This is a genomic window from Sphingomonas sp. CARO-RG-8B-R24-01 (assembly GCF_022662295.1).
Lineage (GTDB): Bacteria > Pseudomonadota > Alphaproteobacteria > Sphingomonadales > Sphingomonadaceae > Sphingomonas.
In genome coordinates this window covers 117,083-139,179 of sequence record NZ_JAKNQI010000006.1, presented here as the reverse complement: position 1 = coordinate 139,179, position 22,097 = coordinate 117,083, and the positions used below count along the sequence as shown (strand labels likewise).

Genomic DNA, 22,097 nt, shown 5'->3' with positions numbered 1-22,097 from the left:
TATTTGACGATAGGCATTGTCCATATTAGCTTGCTGCTATGGCTCGCGCGACATTCCCTCCGCTGGCAGGAGTGCCCGTACCGCGGGTGCGCGACGTTGCCGAGTTGCTCAAGCCGATCACCTGGTTCCCGCCGATCTGGGCTTTCCTGTGCGGGGTCGTGTCGTCGGGCGTATCGGTGTCGACTCGCTGGCCGTTCCTGATCGCCGGGGTATTGCTGGTCGGGCCGCTGGTGTGCGGCACGAGCCAGGCAGTGAACGACTGGTTCGACCGCCACGTCGATGCGATCAACGAGCCGCTGCGTCCGATCCCGTCGGGCCGGATCGGGGGGCATTGGGGGTTGTGGATCGCGCTGTGCGGCAGCGCGCTGGCGCTCGTCGTCGCCACGATCACCGGCGGCTGGGTGGTGGCGGCGACGGCGGTCGGCCTGGTGTTCGCGTGGATCTACAGCGCGCCGCCGTTCCGCCTGAAGAGGAGCGGACTCTGGGGGCCGGGCGCGGTCGCGCTGACATATGAAGGCCTTACCTGGTTCACCGGCGCGAGCGTGATGGCGGGGGCGTTGCCCGATGCGTCAATCCTCGTGATCCTGATCCTGTACAGTGCGGGCGCGTTCGGCATCATGACGCTCAACGACTTCAAGGCCGTTGCCGGGGATCGCGCGATGGGGATCCGGTCGCTCCCGGTGACGCTCGGGGTCGGGCCGGCGGCGCGGGTCGCTTGCGTGGTGATGGCGGTGCCGCAGGTCGCGGTCGTCGCGTTGCTCGGGCTGTGGGGCCATGGGCTGGTCGCCGGGGTCGTCGCGGCGCTGCTGCTGGGGCAGCTGGCGCTGATGCCACGGTTGCTGCGCGATCCGCTCAAACAGACGCCGTGGTACAACGCCACGGGAACCAGCCTGTATGTGCTCGGGATGCTGGCGGCCGCGTTCGGGCTCGGCGGAGTGCTGGGGTTGTGACCGCGGCCGCACCGCTGCGCTGGGTCGGGATCGTCCGGCTCGGGCTGGTGCAAAGCGCGATCGGCGCGATCGTGATGCTGGCGACCTCGTTGCTCAACCGCGTGATGGTGGTGGAATATGCCTTGCCGGCGGCATTCCCGGCAGGGCTGGTCGCGTGGCATTATGCGGTGCAGCTGTCGCGCCCGATCTGGGGTCATGGCTCGGACCGCGGACGTCGCCGGACGCCGTGGATCCTTGGGGGGATGGCCCTGCTCGCGGGCGGCGCGATGGTCGCGGTCTGGGCGCTTGGCGTCATCGCCGGCGGGGGGCGGTGGGGCTATGCGCTGGCGGTCGTGGCATTTGCGATGATCGGCGCGGGCGTCGGTGCGGCGGGAACGTCGCTGCTGGCACTGCTGGCCACGCGCGTCGCGCCCGAACGACGCGCGGCGGCGGCTTCGGTCACGTGGATCATGATGGTCGCGGGCATTGCGGTGTCGGCGGCGGTGGCGGGTACGCTGGTCGACCCATTCTCCTACCTTCGCCTCTGCGCGGTCGTGTCGGGTGTCGCGGGGGCCGCGTTCCTGGTCGCGACCGCCGCGGTGTGGGGGCTGGAGCGGCCGGTTGCCATGCCGGACGAGGCACTACCGCCGCCGCCCGCGTTCAGGGCGGCGCTCCGCGCCATGTGGGCGGACAGCGATGCGCGCCGGTTCACGATCTTCGTGTTCCTGTCGATGCTGGCCTATGCGATGCAGGATCTCATCCTCGAACCGTTCACCGGGTTGCGCTTCGGCCTGACGCCCGGACAGTCGACCCAGGTCTCGAGCATCCAGCATGGCGGCGTCCTGCTCGGGATGATCCTGGCGGGCGTCGGCGGCAGCGTGTTCGGCGGGCATGGCGCGACCGGATTGCGCCGCTGGATCGTCGCGGGATGTATCGGCTCGGCACTCGCCTTGTGCGGGCTCGCGCTGGCGGCACGGGTCGGGCCGGGCTGGCCGATCCTCGCGAACGTCTTCGCGCTCGGTTTCGCCAACGGCATCTTCGCGGTCGCCGCGATCGGGGCGATGATGGCGCTGGCCGGGGCGGGCGCGGCGGACGGATCGCCCAGCGAAGGGATTCGCATGGGGGTGTGGGGTGCGGCGCAGGCCATCGCCTTCGGGCTGGGCGGGCTGACCGGCGCCGTGGCGGTCGATGCCGGGCGGGCCCTGATCGGATCGATGCCGGAGGCGTTCACGCTGGTCTTCGGGACGGAAGCGATGCTGTTCCTCGTCGCCGCCGCCATGTCGTTGCGCGGGGCGCCGCGCGTCGTGGGTCTTGGTCGGGAGGTGATGCTGTGACCGCTGCTTTCGATTGTGTCGTCGTCGGGGGCGGGCCGTCCGGCGCGACCGCCGCAACCGACCTTGCGCGGGCCGGGCATCGCGTCTTGCTGCTCGATCGCGCGGGACGGATCAAGCCGTGCGGGGGCGCGATTCCGCCACGCGCGATCCAGGATTTCGCGATTACCGATCACATACTGGTCGGCAAGGCCAGCATGGCGCGGATGGTCGCGCCGTCGGGAAAACGGGTCGACATGCCGGTCGGGGACGGGTTCGTCGGTCTGGTCGACCGCGAGACGTTCGACGAATGGCTCCGCGCCCGCGCGGCGCTGGCGGGAGCGGAACGGCGGACCGGCACGTTCGAGCGGATCGAGCGCGACGCCGCGGGGACCGCGGTGGTCGTCTATCGCGCCGACCGTAACGGGCCGGAACGCCGGATCACCGCGCGCGCGGTGATCGGCGCGGACGGCGCGCGATCCGGCGTGGCGCGCGGCGAAATCAAGGGCGCGGCCCGGATGCCCTATGTCTTCGCCTATCACGAGATCGTCGCCGCCCCGCCCGACGGCGGCGCCGATTACGATCGGGCGCGGTGCGATGTCTTCTACCAGGGCAAGCATTCGCCCGATTTCTATGCCTGGGTCTTCCCCCATGGCGATACCGCCAGCATCGGCGTGGGCAGCGCCCGCAAGGGGCTGGCGCTGCGCGATTCGGTGGCGGCGCTGCGGGCGCAGACCGGGCTCGAGGGGTGCGCGACGCTGCGGTGCGAGGGCGCGCCAATCCCCTGCAAGCCGCTGCGGCGGTGGGACAATGGCCGTGACGTGGTGGTGGCGGGGGATGCCGCGGGCGTGGTCGCGCCGGCATCGGGCGAGGGGATCTATTATGCGATGGCGGGGGGGCGCCACGCGGCCGAGGCGGTCGCGCTGTTCCTGGCGACGGGCAAAGCCTCGGCGCTGCGGATCGCGCGCAGGCGCTTCATGCGCGCGCACGGCCGGGTGTTCTGGATCCTCGGGATCATGCAATATTTCTGGTATTCCAGCGACGCGCGGCGCGAACGCTTCGTCAAGATCTGCGAGGATCCGGACGTGCAGCGGCTGACCTGGGACGCGTATATGAACAAGCGGCTGGTGCGGGCGAAACCGATCGCGCACGTTCGTATCTTCCTGAAGGATCTGCGGCATCTGTTCGGGCTGGCCCCGGCATGAAGGTCCGCGCGCCCGTGCTGCATCGTGCCTGGGGGCTGCCGATCGGGCTGGCAGCGATCGCCGCGCTGGGCGTGGCGGTCATGGGGGCGACGATCACCGAGGTCGATCCCTGGTATCGCGGCCTCACCCAGCCGCGCTGGGCCTTGCCGGAAGCGACCGATGGACTGGCCTGGACCGCGGTCTATCTGGTCACCGCATGGGCCGCCGTGCACGGCTGGCGGGCGGTGCCCGATCAATCCGGCGCGGAGTGGATGATCGGGCTGTTCGCGCTCAGCGGCTTCTTCAATGTGACATGGAGCCTGCTGTTCTTTCACGTCCATCGGCCCGACTGGGCGGTGATCGATGCGGTGGCGTGGTGGGTGTCGGTTGCCGCGTGGATCTATGTCGTGTGGCCGCGCTCGGTCGTCGCCGGGCTGCTCTTGCTGCCCTATCTCGGCTGGGTCACCTATGCCGGCTATCTGACGATGACGATCGTCCGGCTCAACGGCCCGTTCGGCTGAGCGCGATCGGGACCTGGCTCTTCGGGCAGGCGCATGCGGTCGACCTGATCCTTTGCCTCATGCTGGCGGAAGGAATCGCGCTGGTGCGCTGGCGCGGCTGGTCGGCGGGGGATGCCGCGCTGCGATTGCTGCCGGGGGCGATCATGCTGCTGGCGTTGCGGGCGGCGCTGCTCGGGCTGGCATGGCCCTGGATCGCGCTGGCGCTGGCCGCGTCATTCCCGGTGCATCTTGCGGATCTGGGGCGGCGTCGCCGGTAGCGGAGGACGCCCGCGAGCGGGGTCGGGCGCGACCGCCCGGCCCCGTCGCACGTATCAGGAATTCGCCTTGAGATAGGCGATCACGTCGGCGCGCTTCTGCGGGTCGGTCGGCCAGCCGGCGAAGCTCATCTTGGTGCCGGGCACGACACGCTGCGGATTTTCGAGATATTGGAACAGCTTCTCCGGGGTCCAGGTGATGCCGCTGGTCTTGTTCGCGGTGGAATAGCTGAACCCCGCGATCGTCCCGGCGGCGCGGCCAACCACGCCGTGCAGGGACGGACCGATCTTGTTCACCCCCGCCTCGATCGCGTGACAGGTCTTGCACGTGACGAAATCGGCCTCGCCCTTCTTGGCGTCGCCGGTAAACGCGGCCAGCTTCACCCCCGCGAGCGTGTCGGTATTGTCGGCTGCCGGCGCCTTGGCGGCCGCGGTTGTCGGCGCGGCGGCGGGAGCGGTCGTATCGGCGGAGGTGGAAGCAGTGGTCGTGGTCGTGCTGGTGGTGTCGGTGGTCTCGGCTTTCTTGCCGCACGCCGTCAAAACCAGGGCGGTACACGCCAGGCCAAAGCCCAACCGCCCAAACGACGTCATCGATCCTGCTTTCATGATCCTGCTCCTGTTGGTCCGTTATCACGTCTCCAGGCCCTCATCTCACACGATCGCGGCAGAACTGTCCACAATATTTGACAGTTGCTTGATTTACAAAGTCTTTTCCGGCCAGATCAGACGGCGACGTCCGCTTTGATCGCGGCGTGCGGGGTGTAGCCGTCGACCGCGAAGTCCGTGATCCGGTAGCCGTCGATGCTGTCCGGCCGGCGGGTGAGTCGCATCGTGGGAAAAGGACGCGGTTCGCGCGTAATCTGTTCGCGCGCCTGCTCGAGGTGGTTGAGATAGAGATGCGCGTCGCCCGCCACCCAGACCAATTCGCCCGGCGTCAGATCAGCCTGTTGCGCGAGCATCAGTTGCAGCGCGGTCGCCCCGACGAAGTTGAACGCCGCGCCGAGCAGCAGATCCACCGAGCGTTGGAACAGCAGGCAGTTGAGGCGTCCGTCGGAGGTGACGTGATACTGATAGACCATATGGCAGGGCGGCAGCGCCATTGCGTCCAGTTCGCCGACGTTCCAGCCGTGGAACAGCATCCGCCGGCTCGACGGGTTGGTCCTGAGCGTCTGTACGAGGGTCGCGATCTGATCGTGCGTGCGTCCGTCCGCGCCCTGCCAGCGACGCCATTGCTTGCCATAGACCGGACCCAGCTCACCCCATCGTGCGGCAAAGCCGACGTCGTCGAGGATCCGGCGCTCGAACGCCTCCTGCTCGATCTGTTCGCCCGTCTCACGACGATAGGTGGCGAGCGGCCAGTCCGTCCAGATCCGCACGTTCTCGCGCAGCAGCGGGGCGATGTTGGTACCGCCGGTAAGGAACCACAGCATCTCCTTAACCGCGGTCTTCCAATAGACCCGCTTGGTCGTCAGGATCGGGACCTGACCCGCCGAGAGATCGAAACGGACCGCCGCCCCGAAGATCGAGCGGGTTCCGACGCCCGTGCGGTCGATACGCTCGTCGCCGCGCTCGAGCACGTGTTCGATCAGGTCGAGATACTGATATTCCGGGTGTCGCATCGTCCTGCCTCATTGCCGGTCGGAGCGGCATGGACGCGTGCACTGCGCCCCGCACGCGACCGACCGATCGATCCTTGCGCGATGCCGTAGCAGCTTTTGCCCGCCCGGCCATCGACGCTTTCGCGCGCTTCTCCCGAACGTGGCGATGCGATGCATCGGCGCCGCTTCGGCAAGGCCAGGGTCCATTGTGGATGCGGCTCGGCTGGGCGGCCGCGACGGACTGCGCTGTTGTGCGGGGATGATCATCCATCCGTCCGATATGCGCGACGCGCTCACCGCCGGCGTTCTCGAAACGCTCCACGACCGTCTCGCGCCGATCGCGACGGCGGCGCGGGAGATGGCGGTGTTCGTGTATCTTGATCCGAAATGGAGGGTTCTCGGGACGCGCGAGGTAAGCGGGGGTGGGGTGGATTCGCTGATCATTCCCCTGCGCGCGGTCGTCGCGGACGCGCTCGAATTCGATGCGGCGGCCATCGCCATGGCGCATAACCATCCGGGCGGCGACCCGACGCCGAGCCCCGCCGATTATGCCGTCACGCGGCGGCTCGCGCGCACGCTCGATTCGATCGGGATCGCGCTGGTCGAGCACCTCGTGCTCGCGCGCGGCAGGCGGATCAGCTTTCGCGCGGAAGGCCTGTTGTGACGCGGGATTGCGTCAGGTGAGTCGACAGGGCTTGATCGCGCTCGGCTCCGGGCGCGGACCCTGTGGGCGGAAGGTCGCGAGATAGCCACCCGCCGACGGCATGTCATAGGTCGCAACCTGCACGTAACCGACCGCGGCGAACTCGCATTTCAGCAGCGCCGGCGGGGTGCCGTGGTTCTGGGTCTGGCGATCGGCATCGACCACCACGACCAGCCCGTCGGGGCGCAGCGACGGCCGCATGCGCCACAGGAACTCATAGGGCTGCTCGATTTCGTGGTACATGTGCACCATCACCACGCGATCGAAGCTCGCGTCCGGCAGCTTGGGATCGTTCGGCGCGCCGAGCCGGACGCTGACCGCCTCAAGCCGCTCGCGCGCGACGCGGAGCGCGAGCGTATCGCGCACCTGCGGGATGATGTCCTCGGCCAGCACGCGCCCGTCCTTGCCGACGCGCGCGGCGAGGCGGATGGTGTAATAGCCCTCGCCCGCGCCGATGTCGGCGACGGTCATGCCGCGCTTGATCCCGGCCTTGGCCATGACCTCGCTCGCCTCGTTGAGGCGGTCGCGTTCCTCCTCGGTCGACCAGCGCGACGAGACGACGGGCGCGACGGGGCGGTCGGGGGCGGGGAAGGGGCCGGCCTTTTCCGTATGGTCGGGGACGCGCGCGGGGCCACCGTCGCACGCGGCGACGAGCAGGAATGCGGCAAGGGTTGCGCGGCGGAAGATCGTCATTGTCCTGCTTCCCCGGCGACGGCCGGGGCCCAGTCGCGGGCCGCTGTTTGACTGGACGCAGCTTCCGCTTGCCGCGGCCAGCGCAACGGGGCCCCGGCCTTCGCCGGGGAAGCGGTACCACCGAATGCCGGACGCCTGTCCCCCACTATTCGACGTCCTCGACCTCGACCGTCTCGCCCGTCACCCGCTGCGACAGCGCCGCCGCCATGAACGCGTCGAGATCGCCGTCGAGCACGTCCGACGGGCTCGACGAGGTGACGCCGGTGCGCAAATCCTTCACCATCTGATACGGCTGGAGCACGTAGGAGCGGATCTGGTGGCCCCAGCCGATGTCGGTCTTGCCCGCATTCTCGGCATTGGCGGCGGCTTCGCGGATCGCGAGTTCGCGTTCGTAGAGACGCGCGCGGAGCTGGTTGTACGCCTCGGCCTTGTTCTTGTGCTGCGACCGCTGGTTCTGGCACTGCACCACGATCCCGGTCGGGATGTGCGTGATGCGCACCGCCGAATCGGTCGTGTTGATGTGCTGCCCACCCGCGCCCGACGCACGGTAGGTGTCGATCCGCAGGTCGCTCTCGTTATACTCGACGTCGATATTGTCGTCGACGACCGGATAGACCCACACGCTCGCGAACGAGGTGTGGCGGCGCGCGGCGCTGTCATACGGGCTGATGCGCACCAGGCGATGCACGCCGCTCTCGGTCTTGGCATAGCCGTAGGCGTTCTCGCCCTTGAGCAGCAGCGTCGCGGACTTGATTCCGGCCTGTTCGCCCGAATGCTGGTCGATCAGCTCGACCTTCAGCCCGTGCCGCTCGCCCCAGCGCGAGTACATCCGGCTGAGCATCCCAGCCCAGTCCTGGCTCTCGGTCCCGCCGGCACCGGCATTGACCTCGATATAGGTGTCGTTGCCATCGGCTTCGCCCGCGAGCAACGCCTTGACCTTGTCGGTATCCGCCCGGCGCGCGAGATCGGCGAGCGCGGTGACGCCCTCTGCCTCCATCTCGGTATCGCCCTCGGCCTCGGCCATCTCGATCAGCTCTGCGGTATCGTTGAGTTCACTCTCGATCGCCCGCGTCGCGGTGATCGCCTCATCGAGACGACGCCGTTCGCGCATAACCGCCTGCGCGGCCTTTGGATCGTTCCACAAGGCCTGGTCCTCGACACGCGCGTTGAGCTCGTCGAGCCGACGCAGCGCACGGTCCCAGTCGAGGAAGCGGCGGAGCAGCGCGAGCGCGTCCTTGATCGAATCGATATGAGCCTGCGCTTCAGCGCGCATGGGGAAACCTTCCAGAAAACATCGTTTCGTCATTCCCGCGGAGGCGGGAACCCATAATCTCGAGCGGTCGGGGGTATGGATCCCCGCCTGCGCGGGGATGACGTATATGGGGTGGGGGTGGTGCTAGTAAATACCACCCTGTCTTTGCAAGAAATCGCTGTCCTTGCGCGTGTCCTTCTGCGCCTCGCTCGCCGCCCTTGCCTTCGCCGCGGATGCGGCGGCGGCGGTGGGATCGGGCAGGATCGCATCGCGGTGGATCACGCGGCGCGGTTCGCTTTCGGGCTTGAACGCTTCCCAGATCACCGGCGCCTTGGGGTCGTCGGTCGGCCATGCGCCGAACACCGGACGCCCGCTGCCGCGATCGATCCGGACCATGCGGATCCCGGCGGGCGCGCGGAACGGGATCTTCGGGAGGCCCTCATAGGCCTTGGTCGCGAACGCCTTGAAGATCGGCGCGGCGACGGTGCCGCCCTGCGCCGCGCCACCGAGCGAATGCGGCTGGTCATAGCCGATGTACAGCCCGCCGATCATCTGCGGGGTTCCGCCGATGAACCACACGTCGGTCGGTCCCGAATTGGTCCCGGTCTTGCCGAACATCGGCCGGTCGAGATCGCGCAGCACGGTGGCGGTGCCGCGCTGGATCACGCCCTCGGCGATGTGGATCATCTGATATGCGCTCATCGCGCTGACGATCTGCTTGCCCCGCACGACCGGGCGCGGCATCGCCTTGCCGTTCCACGCGGGCGCGTTGCAGCGGTCGCACGGACGCCAGTTCTCGGGCCAGATCACCTTGCCGTGCCGGTCCTGCACGAAGTCGATCAGCGAGGCGGGGTGCGACTGCCCCTGGTTGGCGAGGATCGCATAGGCGTTGACCATCCGCGACACCGTCGTCTCCCCCGCGCCGAGCGCATAGGAGAGATAGGGCGGATATTTGCCGACGCCGATCCGGTCCATCAGCGACACGATCCGCGGCATGCCGGTGGTCGCGGCGGCGCGCACCGTCATCAGGTTGCGGGATTGCTCGACGCCCCAGCGCATCGTGTGCGGCCCCGCGCCGCGCATGTTGCCGAAGTTGCGGAAGCACTTCTGCCCCAGCCGCGCGCCCTGATAGACGCAGAACGGCCCGTCGACGATGATCGAGGCAGGCGTCATCCCGCCCTCGAGCGCGGCGGCATAGACGATCGGCTTGATCGTCGAGCCCGGCTGGCGCTGCGCCTGGGTCGCGCGGTTGAACGCCTGGACGCGGGAGTCGAACCCGCCCTGCATCGCGAGCACGCGGCCGGTCTGCGGTTCCTCGACCACGAACGCGCCGGAGATCTTCGGTACCGAGCGCAGCGCGAAGCCGCCGCCCTCGGGCGCCACCGCGATGATGTCGCCGACCTTGAGCGCGGCATAGGCCGTGCCGCCCCCGCCGCGGACCGGCATCTGCGCCGCGCTGCGTGGCATTTCGCCGGTCGAGCCGTCGCTGAACCCGAGCGACGCGCTGGCGGTGCTCAGATCGGTGACGATCGCCGCGCGCCAGTCGTCATAATCGAGCCCGATGTTGGTGTTGAGGAACGCGGCCTGCCAGGCGTCGCCGTCGATATCGACATGCCCCATCGGCCCCGACCAACCGCGCCCGCGATCGAACCGCAGCAGTCCCTCGCGCAGCGCGGTCTGCGCATAATCCTGCATCCTGGGGTCGAGCGACGAGCGCACCCACAGGCCGCCCGCATACACGCTGTACGGCCCGGTCATCGCGTCTTCGCCGAACTTGCCCATCAACTGGCGCCGGACTTCCTCGACGAAATAGCCGGCCCCGGCGGTCTCGGTCTTGGGGGTCTGGCGCGGCACCGTGCCGAGCGGCTCTGCCATCGCTGCATCGTGCTGGGCCTGGGTGATGAACCCGTTCGACAGCATTTCGCGCAGCACATAGGCGCGCCGGTCGAGCGCGCGCTGGGTATGGCGCAGCGGGTCGTAATTGGACGGACCCTTGGGCAGGATCGCCAGATACGCCATCTGCGCGAGGTCGAGCTTGTTCAGGTCCTTGCCGAAATAGGCATAGCTCGCCGCCGCGACGCCGAACGCGTTGCGGCCGAGCGCGATCTGGTTGAGGTACAGTTCCAGGATCTGCTTCTTGGTCAGCGTGTCCTCGATCCGGTAGGCGAGGATCGCCTCCTTGATCTTGCGGCTGTAATTGGGCGCATTGCCGATCAGCAGGTTCTTGGCGACCTGCTGCGTGATGGTCGAGGCACCGGCGGGGCGGCGGCCCGTGCTGATGTTGCGGAACGCGGCACTGGCGATACCGAGATAATCGACGCCGTGATGCTCGAAGAACGACTTGTCTTCCGCCGCGAGGAACGCGTGCACCAGCATCTGCGGATATTCGTCGTAGCTCAGCTCGACCCGGCGTTCGCGCGCATAGGTATAGACCGGCGCGCCATCGACCCCGCGGACGTTGGTCGGCAGCGGCGGCTCATAGGTGCGCAGCTTGTCGACCGAGGGCAGGTCGGAGGCGAAGACGTACCAGCCGATGCCGATCGCGACCGCGCCGAACAGCGCGAGCACGGCCAGCGTCTTGACCCACCAGTGGCCCCAGCTACGACGCAGGAAGCCGGGCGAGCCACCCTCTTCCCGACGAATACGGAATGTCACGGTGGAGTCGGGCTCGGCCATAAGCGACGAGGCTCTAGCAACTTTCGCGCGCCTTGCCAGCCGCCTTCTCTCGGCGGCACCATCACCGGTTGCAACGCCCCGGGGGCAGGACGCGCGTCAGCGGGTCGCCATCCGCCGCGCGAAATGGACCTCGACGGCGCGCTCCACGCTTTGCGCGATGCGGCGGCGCCCGTCGTCGCTATCGATGAAATCGGCGTCGACGGGGTTGGAGATGTAGCCCGTCTCGAACAGCACCGAGGGCATGTCGGGCGCCTTCAACACCATCAGCGACGCCATCCGGTGGAAGTTGGGCTTGAGCGGGATCCGGTCGCGCGCCTCGCGCCCGAGCAGTCGCGCAAAGCCGGCGGAGGCGTTCATCGTCTCGCGCTGCGTCAGGTCGATCAGGATCGACGAGATGTCGGCATTGGTCGAGGCCAGGTTGACCCCGGCGATGATGTCCGCCTTGTTCTCGCGCGCCGCCAGTCGCGCGGATTCCCGGTCGGAGGCGACCTCGGACAGCGTGTAGACCGACGCGCCGCTGGCCGAGCCGGCGCCGACGCTGTCGCAATGGATCGAGAGGAACAGGTCGCCCCCCAGCCGGCGGGCGATGCCATAGCGGTCGCGCAGGACCAGGAAGCGATCGTCGTCTCGCGTCAGCGCGACGCGGACACGCCCGGCGCGGACCAGTTCGTCACGGATCGCGCGCGCGATCCTGAGCGTCACGTCCTTCTCGCGCCGCCCGTCGATCGGCGAGATCGCGCCCGGGTCGACCCCGCCGTGCCCGGCGTCGATCACGACCAGCGGGCGGCGGGGGTCGTCGCCATAGATGCGCGGCAAGCCCGCGCGACGCGCGTTCGGCTGGAGGGAGGCGGCCGTTTGGGACCGGCGCGGGTGCGTGCTAAGCAGGAGCGACCGCTCGGCGCCATCGCCCGGCGTCGCCGCTGCGGGAAAGGCGAGCGCCAGGCACCCGGTTGCCAGCAGCAGCGACCATCCCACGCGGTTCCGTTGCGCAGCGATCCCGACGCCCCCCTCCCGCTTCTCCCGCGAATACAGGAGTCCAGGGTTCCGCGCGAAGCCTTCCGTATCCGGAAACGCCCTACCAACCGACTGCACGCGCACCTTTCCACCGCCAGGATCGACCATGGTCCCAGCTTTAGCGCAAGACGGTTAACATGTCCTCCAGCCATAGAATTGCCCGATATCCCCCGCGCACGTGCCAGTTGCTGCGCGCGCGGGTCGGTGCTAGGCAACAACCAGTACCTGATCGTTCACCCAAGTAACGGAAGCGACAGGTCCACTCGGCCGCCCCGGTGTTTCCTGGGCGCGGCTTATCCAGGTTGACGTTCGCATGAAGCATGACTCCCGTTTCTCGTTTCCCCCGGTTCCGACCGGCGGGAACGCGACTGCGCGGGATGCCCAGGGCCGGAAGGCCGGGCGTGCAGAGCGAGCAGAGGCATTTTTTGCAACCCACCGTGCGAGCGAACCCGGCGGCGTGACCGCCCCTCGCTCCGCGTACCTTTATTTCGCGCGGCCAGTGCCACGGCGCCCAGCGCCTTCGGGCCCTGCGCCGCGCGTCCGGAGACATTTACATGACCACGCGTATGCTGATCGACGCACGGCACCGGGAAGAGACCCGTGTTGCCGTCGTCAAGGGAAACCGGATCGAGGAATTTGATTTCGAATCCGCTGAGCGCAAGCAGCTCAAGGGGAATATCTATCTGGCCAAGGTGACGCGCGTCGAGCCGTCGCTCCAGGCCGCGTTCATCGATTACGGTGGCAACCGCCACGGCTTCCTCGCTTTCAGCGAAATCCACCCCGATTACTACCAGATCCCCAAGGAGGATCGCGACGCGCTCCTGCGCGAAGAGGCCGAGCATGCCGCTGAAGAAGCTGCACTGCGCGCCCAGCAGGATGCCGAGGACGATCTGGAAGCGGACGACGAAGGCTTCGAGCCCGACGAGGAATCGATCGAGCGCTACGACGACGACGGCGGGCATGAGGCGGACGAGATCGTCCCCGACCGCGAAGTCGCATCCGAAGGCGAGAACCCCGGCGAAGGTCGTGGCCGTCGCCGTCGCAAGCGCTCGGCATCGGACGATGCCGCCGACGATCTGCGCGAGCGTCGCACCAATTTGCGCCATCGCTACAAGATCCAGGACGTCATCCGTCGCCGCCAGGTGCTGCTCGTCCAGGTCGTCAAGGAAGAGCGCGGCAACAAGGGCGCCGCGCTGACGACGTATCTGTCGCTCGCCGGTCGGTATTGCGTGCTGATGCCCAACACGTCGCACGGCGGCGGGATCAGCCGCAAGATTTCGAATGCGGGCGATCGCAAGCGTCTGAAGTCGATCATGGCGGACATGAAGCTGCCCCCGTCGATGGGCTGCATCGTGCGGACCGCGGGGCTCCAGCGCACGCGCCAGGAGATCAAGCGCGACTTCGATTATCTCGCCCGCCTGTGGGACGGAATCCGCGAGGCGACGCTTTCGTCGTCCGCGCCGGCGCTGGTGTATGGCGACAGCGACCTGATGAAGCGCGCGATCCGCGACATCTACAATCGCGAGATCGACGAGGTCATCGTCGAGGGTACCGAAGGCTATCAGCACGCCAAGGATTTCATGCGGCTGTTGATGCCGAGCCATGCGCGCAAGGTGAAGCATTACAGCGACCCCGTGCCGCTGTTTCAGCGCGCAGGCGTCGAGGAGCAGCTCTCCGCGATGTATCACCCGGTGGTCCAGCTCAAGTCGGGCGGCTATCTGGTCATCAACCCGACCGAGGCACTGGTGTCGATCGACATCAACTCGGGGCGCTCGACTCGCGAGCATTCGATCGAGCAGACCGCGACCGCGACCAACCTCGAGGCCGCTGCCGAGATCGCGCGCCAGTTGCGGCTGCGCGACATGGCGGGTCTCGTCGTGATCGACTTCATCGACATGGATAACGGCTCGAACGTCCGCAAGGTCGAGAAGGCGATGAAGGAAGCGCTCAAGAACGATCGCGCGCGGATCCAGATCGGGCGCATCTCGTCGTTCGGCCTGATGGAAATGAGCCGCCAGCGCTTGCGCACCGGCGTGCTCGAGGCATCGACCCGGCCGTGCCCGCATTGCGAAGGCTCGGGCTTCGTCCGTACCGCCTCGTCGTCGGGTCTGTCGGCGCTGCGTCTGCTCGAGGACGAAGCTGCCCAGGGTCGCGGATCGCAGTTGTTGCTGCGCGCGAGCCAGGAAGCGGCGTTCTACCTGCTCAACCGCAAGCGCGCCGAACTCGCCGAGATCGAAGAGCGTTACGGCGTGATGATCGAAGTCTCGCCCGACGGCGAGCAGGAAGGCGCGCGCATGTCGGTCGAGGTTTCCGGACCGCCGCCCGCCTACACGCCGCGCTTCGACGCGCCGATCGAGGAGATCGAGGAGGACATCCCCGAGGAGGAATTCGAGGAGGAGGTCGACGACTTCGTCGAGGAAGAGGAAGAGCCCAAGGCAGCCCGCGAACCGCGCGAGCGTCCCGAGCGCGCAGAGCGTGCGGGGGACGACGAGGGTGGCTCGCGCCGCCGTCGCCGTCGTCGCGGACGGCGCGGTCGCAATCGCCCCGAGGGTGAGGGCGAGGTCGAGGGTACGTCCGAGGGCGATATCGACGGTGAGATGCTGGCGGACACCGACGAGGATCGTGGCGGCGCGATTGCCGAGGCGTCCGATGTCGCTGAACTGCTCGGGGCCGACGTCGCGGTCGAGTCCGATGGCGACGATACGGGGGCAAGCGCCGAAGGCGATGCGGCAGCGGGCGAGGGCGGCAAGCGCCGTCGCGGTCGTCGCGGTCGCCGTGGCGGTCGTCGCGCCGAGGGCGAGCAGACCTCTGCCGACCAGGCTGGCGTCGAGCCGTCCACGGACGAGGCCGTTGGCGAAGCGCAGCCGGTCGAGGCCGCTGTGGAACTGCCTGCAGTCGACGTCGAGACGATGGTTGCGCTGACCGAGGCGGATGCTCCGGTCGAGGCCGTGGTCGAGGAAGAAGCGCCCAAGAAGGGCCGTCGTCGTCCCAAGGCGCGCAAGCCCGAGACGGACGTAAAGCCTGCGGCAAAGGTGGCCGCGGTCGAAGCGCCGGTCGCCGAGACCCCGGCGGTCGAGGCTCCGGCCGTCGACGCCGAGGCGGACGCCAAGCCCAAGCGCCGTCGCACCAAGAAGGCTGCGGTCGCCGAGGCTCCGGCCGATGCCGTCGTCGAAGCGCCAGTCGCCCCCGTCGCCGAGGAGGCACCCGCCAAGCCCAAGCGCGCGCGTCGTCCCAAGGCGAAGGCGGACGGTGCCGTCGAAGCCCCGGTTGCCGACACCAGCCCGGCGATCGACCCGGTCGTCGCGGTCGAATCGACCCCAGCGATCGAGCCGGCGCCGGACGCATCGCCCGTCGTCGAGCCGACGAGCGAGCGCGAGGCACCCGCCCCCGCGCCGACCGCGATCGATCCCGATCCGGGCGAAGCCGGCACGCCGCGTCGCGGCTGGTGGCAGCGCACCTTCGGCGCATGATGCGCACCGCGTCCCCCGGCTGCGTGCCGGGGGACGCGGGTTCGTTTCCGGCGCTCGTGCCCTCACGAACGGCAGAATGGGGATCGCCCACGGCATCCCCCTCTTCGCTAAACCCCCGGCTTCATCCGCCATTCAGCCCCCCGCGCCCATCGCCGCCACGGTTGCCCGCACGCGCAAACTCGGGGATAGAAGCACCATGAAGCTGTACATCGCGGGACTCGCGGCCTCTCTCCTGCTCTGCGCGCAACCCGCCGCGGCACAGTCGATTTTGCGCGATGCCGAGACCGAGGCGATGTTCAACGACATGTCGCTGCCGCTGATCAAGGCGGCGGGGCTGTCGCCCGCGGCGGTCAAGGTCGTCCTCATCAACGACGATTCGATCAACGCCTTCACCGCGGGCGGGCAGACGATCTATGTCCACTCGGGGCTGATCCAGGCCGCCGACAATGCCAACCAGGTCCAGGGCGTGATCGCGCACGAGCTCGGCCACGTCGCCGACGGGCATGTCGTGCTGATGGATGGCGGCGCGCGCCCCGCGATGGGAATCTCGATCCTCAGCATGGTGCTCGGCGTCGCGGCGATCGCGGCGGGGGCGCCCGAGGCGGGGGCGGGCATCCTGTCGGCGGGCACCAGCGCCGCGCAGGGCAAGTTCCTCGCCTATACCCGCGTCCAGGAATCGACCGCGGATGCGACGGGGGCCAAGTTCCTGCGCGAGTCCGGCGTGTCCGGGAAGGGCATGCTGACCTTCTTCAAGAAGCTGCAGAACGAGGAATATGCCTATGGGCTCAACAACATCGACCCGTTCGCGCAAAGCCATCCCTTGTCCGGCGAGCGCATCGCCAACCTGACCGCCGACGTCCAGGCCTCGCCTGCCTATAACACCAAACCCGACCCCGGCCTCGAGGAGCGGTTCAAGCGGGTCAAGGCCAAGCTGATGGGCTATGTCGCCGACCCCAAGGCGACGCTCAACACCTATCCCGAGCAGGATCAGAGCGTCTACGCGCATTATGCGCGCGCTTATGCATGGCACAAATCGGGCTATCCCGAAAAGGCGGACGCCGAGGCGACCGCGCTGATCAAGGCCGCGCCGCACGACCCGTATTTTCTCGAGATCCAGGGCCAGATCCTGCTCGAGGCGGGCAAGCCGCGCGAGGCACTGGCACCGCTGCGCGAGGCGACCGACCTGTCGCGCAACAGCCCGCTGATCGCGACCACCTTCGGCCACGCGCTGATCGCGACCGAGGACAAGGCGAATTACCCCGAGGCGATCAAGGTGCTGCGTCAGTCGGTGGCGCGCGATGACGACAATCCGTTCGCCTGGTATCAGCTCGGCACGGTCTATGAGGCGTCGGGCGACCAGACCCGCGCGTTGCTCGCCACCGCCGAGCAGGCGAGCCTCACCGGCGACCAGCGTACCGCCGCGTATAGCGCGCGCGGCGCGATGCAGGGCTTGCCGCCCAATTCGACCGACTGGATCCGCGCGCAGGACATCGCCTTGGCCGCCCAGAACGAAATGTCCGACAACCCCAAGAAATACAAGAAAAGACGCTGATGCGCCCGTATGCAGGTTCCTTCGCGGTGGCGTTCGTCGCCGCCATTCTCGGCGCGGCGCTGTTCTGGGCGGCCGAACGGCTGGTCCCCGCCAGCGCACCGGACGCAGCGCGGACCGAACAGGTCGTCCACGATTACCTGCTCGCGCACCCCGAGATCATCCCGCAGGCGATGGACGCGCTGCGCGACCGCGCGCATGCCGACGTGATTTCGGCGAACCGCGACGCGATCTTCAAGCCGTTCGGCAGCGCATGGCAAGGGAGTGCCAACCCCGACGTCACGCTGGTCGAATATTACGACTATAATTGCGGCTATTGCCGCGCCAGCCTGCCGACGATCGCAGCGCTGCTCAAGAGCGACCCGAAGCTCCGCATCGTCTTCCGTGAATTCCCCGTGTTGAGCGATGCGAGCGTCGATGCCGCGCGGATGAGCCTCGCGGCGGCGCAGCAGGGCAAGTTCAAGGCGTTCCACGACGCGCTCTACGCGGCGGGCCCGGTGTCGGGCGCGACGATTGCGGCGTCGGCACGGACTGCGGGCGTCGACCTCGCCAAGGCTGCCGCATTCACCCCGCAGGCCGAGGCCGAGATCGCGTCCAACATGGGTGTTGCGCGGCAATTGGGGCTGACCGGCACGCCCAGCTGGGTGATCGGCAACACCGTCGTGTCTTCGGCGCTGACGCTGGAGGCGTTGCAGAAGGCGGTCGCGGCGGCGCGCGCGGCGAAGTAGGCCCTGCTTCATGGGGTTTATGACATGCGGTGAGGAACGTCGCGTCAAGCACCGTCACCCCGGCGAAGGCCGGAGCCCCAATATCGGGACAGGGTGAATTGGCGCCAGGAGCTGCCAGTTGGCGGGCGTTTGTCGAAGGGTCCCCGCGATAACCTGGCGGCCCCGGCCTTCGCCGGGGTGACGGGTTTGCGCGCGGTGTGCTTGCGGCAACCTGGCGGCCCCGGCCTCCGTAAGACCGCTGCGAAAGTCGGTTTACGGACCCTTCGTCTGGTGTTTTCCCGCGAAGGCGGGAATCCAGAGTTAAGCAAAACAACGGCTTACAGTTATCGCGACTCCTGGACGCCCGCCTTCGCGGGAGAACACCTATGGTTTCGCAGAGGTCTCGCCTGCGCCGGGGTTACGGGTGAACCCGACCTGCAGCATGCGGCGTTAGGGCATCACCCTCCAGCACGAGACGCCTCATGCCCACCGACCGCCCAAAAATCATCTGCCACATGACGTCCTCGCTCGACGGTGGCCTCCACCCGAGCCGCTATACGACCAGCTCTGACGGTACATCCAAGGACTGGACCGCGCTCTACGAGCAGCTCCACGACAGCATGGACGCCGACGGCTGGATCGTTGGGCGCGTGACGATGGCGGAAATGGCGAAGGGCGACTCCGCGACCGCGCCCGCGGGCGCGACGGTCGAGCGCCCCGTCCACATCGCGAACCCGGCGGCGGAGAGCTACGCGGTGACGGTCGACCGTTCGGCCAAGCTGCATTTCGGCGCGGGCGATGTCGGCGGCGATCATGTCGTCGTGCTGCTCGGCGGGGACGTTAGCGACGCGCATCTCGCCGAACTCGCGGCGAGCGGGGTTTCCTATGTCGTGTCCGATGCGGCGGAGATCGATCTTCCCGCCGCGCTCGCTACGCTGAAGCGCGATTTCGGGATCGAGACGCTGCTGCTCGAAGGTGGGGGCGGGATCAACGGGACGTTCCTTGCCGCGGGGCTGGTCGACGAACTGAGCGTCGTAATGACACCCGCGCTCGACGGCGGGAGCGGGGCGGAAAGCATCGTCAAGTTCGATGACGGGCTGAAGGGCAAGGTGACGCTGTCGCTCACCGGCTGCGAGCAACTGGCGCATGGCGTCGTCCACCTTCGCTACGCGGTGGCGGCGGCCTGAACGGTCCCTATCCGTACACCTCCCCGGCGAAGGCCGGGGCCCAGGAGCGATGGCGGAGGTAACGGAGCGCAGCCGCCCGCACTCTTCTGTTTCGCTCCTGGGCCCCGGCCTTCGCCGGGGAAGCGGTTCAGGAGGCAAGCCCCCCAACCTTGTTGCGACGCAACAGCAACCCTATCTCCCGGTTCAGGAAACGGGGGCTTGATGGACAGCATACTTTCGGTCGCGGGGGTCTCGAAGACCTACGCATCAGGCCATCACGCGCTCCAGCCGATCGATCTGTCGATCAACCGTGGCGAGATCTTCGCGCTGCTTGGCCCCAATGGCGCGGGCAAGACCACGCTCATCTCGATCATCTGCGGGATCGTCACCCCCACCACCGGCAGCGTGACGGTGCTCGGCCACGATGCGCTCAACGATTTCCGCAGCGCACGCCGTGCGATCGGGCTGGTGCCGCAGGAACTGTCGGTCGACATGTTCGAGACCGTGATCGCCACCGTCCGCTTCAGTCGTCGCCTGTTCGGGCGCGGGGCGAACGAGGCGCATCTCGAACAGGTGCTGCGTGACCTTTCCTTGTGGGACAAGCGCGACGCCAAGATCATGACGCTGTCGGGCGGGATGAAGCGCCGCGTGCTGATCGCCAAGGCGTTGAGCCATGAACCCGACATCCTGTTCCTCGACGAACCGACCGCGGGTGTCGACGTCGCTCTGCGCCGCGACATGTGGAAGCTCGTCCATCGGCTGCGCGAGAAGGGGACGACGATCATCCTGACGACGCATTATATCGAGGAGGCCGAGGAGATGGCCGACCGGGTCGGCGTCATCAACAAGGGGCAGCTGATCCTGGTCGAGGGCAAGGCCGAGCTGATGAAAAAGCTCGGCAAGCGGCAGATGCTGATTTCGCTGCAGGAACCGCTGTCCACGCTTCCCGCCGACCTGTCCGACTGGGACGTCGCGCTCGAGAATGACGACCGGACGCTGCGCTATATCTTCGATGCGCAGGCCGAGCATACCGGCATCCCTTCGCTGCTGCGCAAACTCGGCGAGCTGGGGATCGGGTTCAAGGATCTCGAGACCTCGAAATCGAGCCTCGAGGATATTTTCGTCGACCTGGTCGAGAAGAAGGACGCGGCATGAGCGGCACGAACAAAGCCCCCGCGATCAACTTCAACGGGATCTGGGCGATCTACCGCTTTGAGATGGCGCGCGCGCTGCGCACCCTGTGGCAGAGCCTCGTCACCCCGGTGATCACCACCTCGCTCTATTTCGTCGTGTTCGGCGGCGCGATCGGGTCGCGGATCAGCACGGTCGGCGGGGTCGGGTACGGCAGTTTCATCGTGCCGGGCCTTATCATGCTGTCGCTGCTGACGCAGAGCATCGCCAATGCCTCGATCGGCATCTATTTCCCCAAATTCACCGGCACGATGTTCGAGCTGCTGTCCGCGCCGGTCTCGGCGATGGAGATGGTGGTCGGTTATGTCGGCGCAGCCGCAACCAAGTCGATGGTGATCGGGCTGATCATCCTCGCGACCGCGGCGCTGTTCGTGCCGCTCCAGATCGTCCACCCGCTCGCGATGATTGCGTTCCTGATCCTGACCAGCGTGACGTTCAGTCTGTTCGGCTTCATCATCGGGATCTGGGCGAAGGGGTTCGAACAGCTCAACTTCATCCCCGCCCTGCTGATTACCCCCCTGACCTTCCTGGGCGGCGCGTTCTATTCGATCGACATGCTGCCGCAGCCGTGGCGGACGGTCAGCCTGTTCAACCCGGTGGTGTATCTCGTCAGCGGGTTCCGCTGGGCGTTCTTCGACAAGGGCGACGTGTCCGTCGGGCTGAGCCTTGGCGTGACCGCGCTGTTCCTGGTCGCGTGCCTCGGCGTGGTGGGATGGATCTTCAAGTCCGGGTGGCGGCTCAAGAACTGAAACTTCGCCGGCCGCCGGGACATCCCGCGCCGGCCTGACCGACGGCCGGACGTTCGGGGCCAGCGACGTCTGCCCCACGTTGCCGCCGGAATCCCTCGAACCTTGCGCCTTGCCGCTTGGACGGATCGGCGATGTGGGCGGGCCGGTGGCGGTCCATGGCCGTCCGGCGCGAACGGTCGCGGCACTGCCCCCCGGGCCATCCACGCAAAAAGGGCGGGGAATGCTGCCATTCCCCGCCCCTCAAGGACTTGCCGAGACCGAAGTCTTAGAAGTGCGTGATCACGCCCATCATCGGGCGGAAGCTGTGGAAATCGCCGAACGTGTTGACTTCTGCGCGGATGCGGAAGCCGGCGTTGCCGGTGATGCCCTTCAGGCCGATGTCCTTGGGGCCGAACTCGGTGCCGATCCCGTAAGTGATGCCGTCATGCTTCTTGTCGTTGCGGTTGCCGGTCGAGAAGGTCGAATAGTGGTCGAAATCGATCCACTGGTAGCCGACCTTGCCGTAGAACATGCCGCTGTCGCCTGCGCGGACGCCGAAGCGGCCTGCTGCGCCATATTCCCAGTTGATGTTGCCCGAAACGCCCTTGGCAACGTTGCCTTCTGCGCCGACGAAGACCGGCCCGAGCGGAACGTTGACGCCGACGACGCCCTGAACCAGCGCGCCTGCGAGGCGATAGTTGTTACGCAGCGTGCCGTTCGAGTTCAGCGCCTGCGGGATACCGTGGTTGCGCTCGTTGTCGAACTGCTCCCAGCCGCCCATGACGCCGACATACGGCTCGATGCCGAATGCCTTGCTGCCGTCGGGTGCCTTGGGGCCCGCGTCGGTCTGCGCTGCTGGCGTGGTGTCCTGCGACATGTCCTGCGCGAAGGCAGGTGCTGCTGCGAAAACGGCCAGGGCGGCCGCGGCAAGGGTGATGTTACGCATATGATGTGACCTATCTTTTGGCGTTTTGGTTGGCGCCGGGTGTTCGTCCCGAGCTCCGTAGTCGTCTGAACTACGTTGGCCATCGCTTGTTGCAGTGCGGTCGAGAGATTTTTGAGGAAGGTTCCCGAATGTCACATTTGTGCAACGGTTTCTTGCGGCAGCATGAACGGAAATCGACCGGATTCCGGTGATTTGCCAAATCCGTC

General features: G+C 67.5%; 19 protein-coding genes. 12 read left to right on the top strand and 7 right to left on the bottom strand.

Features of this window, described 5'->3' with window-relative positions; all coding sequences use genetic code 11:
• Nucleotides 1-38: 38 nt before the first annotated feature.
• From chlG to L8G49_RS13015, 5 genes are read left to right on the top strand one after another with little or no spacing between them, the layout of a single operon-like run.
• Entirely contained in the window at nucleotides 39-950 is a 912-nt protein-coding gene (gene chlG, locus L8G49_RS13035; protein WP_242186252.1) for a chlorophyll synthase ChlG, read from the top strand.
• Nucleotides 947-2,263 carry a BCD family MFS transporter gene (locus tag L8G49_RS13030; RefSeq protein ID WP_242186251.1) on the top strand — a complete coding sequence of 439 codons (1,317 nt, stop codon included), beginning with the start codon at nucleotides 947-949 and terminating at the stop codon, nucleotides 2,261-2,263. Before chlG ends, L8G49_RS13030 begins: the two co-directional genes overlap by 4 nt.
• Nucleotides 2,260-3,444: a geranylgeranyl diphosphate reductase gene (locus L8G49_RS13025; RefSeq protein ID WP_242186250.1), complete on the top strand. Its 1,185-nt coding sequence runs from the start codon at nucleotides 2,260-2,262 to the stop codon at nucleotides 3,442-3,444. Before L8G49_RS13030 ends, L8G49_RS13025 begins: the two co-directional genes overlap by 4 nt.
• A complete protein-coding gene (locus L8G49_RS13020; RefSeq protein ID WP_242138623.1) occupies nucleotides 3,441-3,944 on the top strand; it encodes a TspO/MBR family protein in 504 nt (167 codons plus the stop codon). Before L8G49_RS13025 ends, L8G49_RS13020 begins: the two co-directional genes overlap by 4 nt.
• 59 nt (nucleotides 3,945-4,003) lie before the next feature.
• The gene (locus L8G49_RS13015; RefSeq protein WP_242138624.1) at nucleotides 4,004-4,201 is read left to right on the top strand and encodes a hypothetical protein; all 198 of its coding nucleotides are present in this window, start codon (nucleotides 4,004-4,006) and stop codon (nucleotides 4,199-4,201) included.
• A 54-nt stretch (nucleotides 4,202-4,255) separates the two neighbouring features.
• On the opposite strand, the gene L8G49_RS13010 is transcribed toward L8G49_RS13015, so the two are convergent.
• Entirely contained in the window at nucleotides 4,256-4,804 is a 549-nt protein-coding gene (locus L8G49_RS13010) for a cytochrome c family protein (RefSeq protein ID WP_242186249.1), read from the bottom strand.
• Between the two features lie 116 nt (nucleotides 4,805-4,920).
• A complete protein-coding gene (locus tag L8G49_RS13005) occupies nucleotides 4,921-5,817 on the bottom strand; it encodes a thymidylate synthase (RefSeq protein ID WP_242186248.1) in 897 nt (298 codons plus the stop codon).
• A gap of 238 nt (nucleotides 5,818-6,055) precedes the next feature.
• Between L8G49_RS13005 and L8G49_RS13000 the strand changes: the two genes are divergently transcribed.
• Nucleotides 6,056-6,460 carry a JAB domain-containing protein gene (locus L8G49_RS13000; protein WP_242186247.1) on the top strand — a complete coding sequence of 135 codons (405 nt, stop codon included), beginning with the start codon at nucleotides 6,056-6,058 and terminating at the stop codon, nucleotides 6,458-6,460.
• A gap of 12 nt (nucleotides 6,461-6,472) precedes the next feature.
• Here L8G49_RS13000 and L8G49_RS12995 read toward each other — a convergent pair whose 3' ends face one another.
• The 4 genes from L8G49_RS12995 to L8G49_RS12980 all read right to left on the bottom strand — a co-directional run bounded on the left by L8G49_RS12995 (nucleotide 6,473) and on the right by L8G49_RS12980 (nucleotide 12,095).
• Nucleotides 6,473-7,192, bottom strand: coding sequence for a class I SAM-dependent methyltransferase (locus L8G49_RS12995; protein ID WP_242186246.1), 720 nt, complete (start codon nucleotides 7,190-7,192; stop codon nucleotides 6,473-6,475).
• A gap of 145 nt (nucleotides 7,193-7,337) precedes the next feature.
• Complete coding sequence (gene prfB / locus L8G49_RS12990; RefSeq protein WP_242186245.1) at nucleotides 7,338-8,465, bottom strand: peptide chain release factor 2; 1,128 nt, start codon at nucleotides 8,463-8,465, stop codon at nucleotides 7,338-7,340.
• Nucleotides 8,466-8,588: 123 nt separating this feature from the next.
• On the bottom strand, nucleotides 8,589-11,120 hold the full coding sequence (locus L8G49_RS12985) for a transglycosylase domain-containing protein (RefSeq protein WP_242186244.1): 2,532 nt from the start codon (nucleotides 11,118-11,120) through the stop codon (nucleotides 8,589-8,591).
• 96 nt (nucleotides 11,121-11,216) lie between these two features.
• Nucleotides 11,217-12,095 carry an N-acetylmuramoyl-L-alanine amidase gene (locus L8G49_RS12980; RefSeq protein ID WP_347272065.1) on the bottom strand — a complete coding sequence of 293 codons (879 nt, stop codon included), beginning with the start codon at nucleotides 12,093-12,095 and terminating at the stop codon, nucleotides 11,217-11,219.
• A gap of 593 nt (nucleotides 12,096-12,688) precedes the next feature.
• On the opposite strand from L8G49_RS12980, the gene L8G49_RS12975 reads away from it, so the two are divergent.
• The 6 genes from L8G49_RS12975 (at nucleotide 12,689) to L8G49_RS12950 (ending at nucleotide 20,966) form a co-directional block, all read left to right on the top strand.
• Nucleotides 12,689-15,604 (top strand): ribonuclease E/G, encoded by a 2,916-nt coding sequence (locus L8G49_RS12975; RefSeq protein WP_242186242.1) that lies wholly within the window; start codon nucleotides 12,689-12,691, stop codon nucleotides 15,602-15,604.
• Nucleotides 15,605-15,800: 196 nt separating this feature from the next.
• Nucleotides 15,801-17,156 carry a M48 family metalloprotease gene (locus L8G49_RS12970; protein WP_242186240.1) on the top strand — a complete coding sequence of 452 codons (1,356 nt, stop codon included), beginning with the start codon at nucleotides 15,801-15,803 and terminating at the stop codon, nucleotides 17,154-17,156.
• Nucleotides 17,156-17,881: a DsbA family protein gene (locus tag L8G49_RS12965; RefSeq protein ID WP_242186238.1), complete on the top strand. Its 726-nt coding sequence runs from the start codon at nucleotides 17,156-17,158 to the stop codon at nucleotides 17,879-17,881. The genes L8G49_RS12970 and L8G49_RS12965 overlap by 1 nt, the downstream gene beginning before the upstream one ends.
• A 461-nt stretch (nucleotides 17,882-18,342) precedes the next feature.
• On the top strand, nucleotides 18,343-19,047 hold the full coding sequence (locus L8G49_RS12960; protein WP_242186235.1) for a RibD family protein: 705 nt from the start codon (nucleotides 18,343-18,345) through the stop codon (nucleotides 19,045-19,047).
• A gap of 201 nt (nucleotides 19,048-19,248) precedes the next feature.
• Nucleotides 19,249-20,181, top strand: coding sequence for an ABC transporter ATP-binding protein (locus tag L8G49_RS12955; protein WP_242186233.1), 933 nt, complete (start codon nucleotides 19,249-19,251; stop codon nucleotides 20,179-20,181).
• Nucleotides 20,178-20,966, top strand: a complete 789-nt coding sequence (locus tag L8G49_RS12950; protein ID WP_242186230.1) for an ABC transporter permease — start codon at nucleotides 20,178-20,180, stop codon at nucleotides 20,964-20,966. Before L8G49_RS12955 ends, L8G49_RS12950 begins: the two co-directional genes overlap by 4 nt.
• A gap of 265 nt (nucleotides 20,967-21,231) precedes the next feature.
• Here L8G49_RS12950 and L8G49_RS12945 read toward each other — a convergent pair whose 3' ends face one another.
• Nucleotides 21,232-21,891 (bottom strand): opacity protein, encoded by a 660-nt coding sequence (locus L8G49_RS12945; protein WP_242186229.1) that lies wholly within the window; start codon nucleotides 21,889-21,891, stop codon nucleotides 21,232-21,234.
• Nucleotides 21,892-22,097 lie beyond the last annotated feature (206 nt).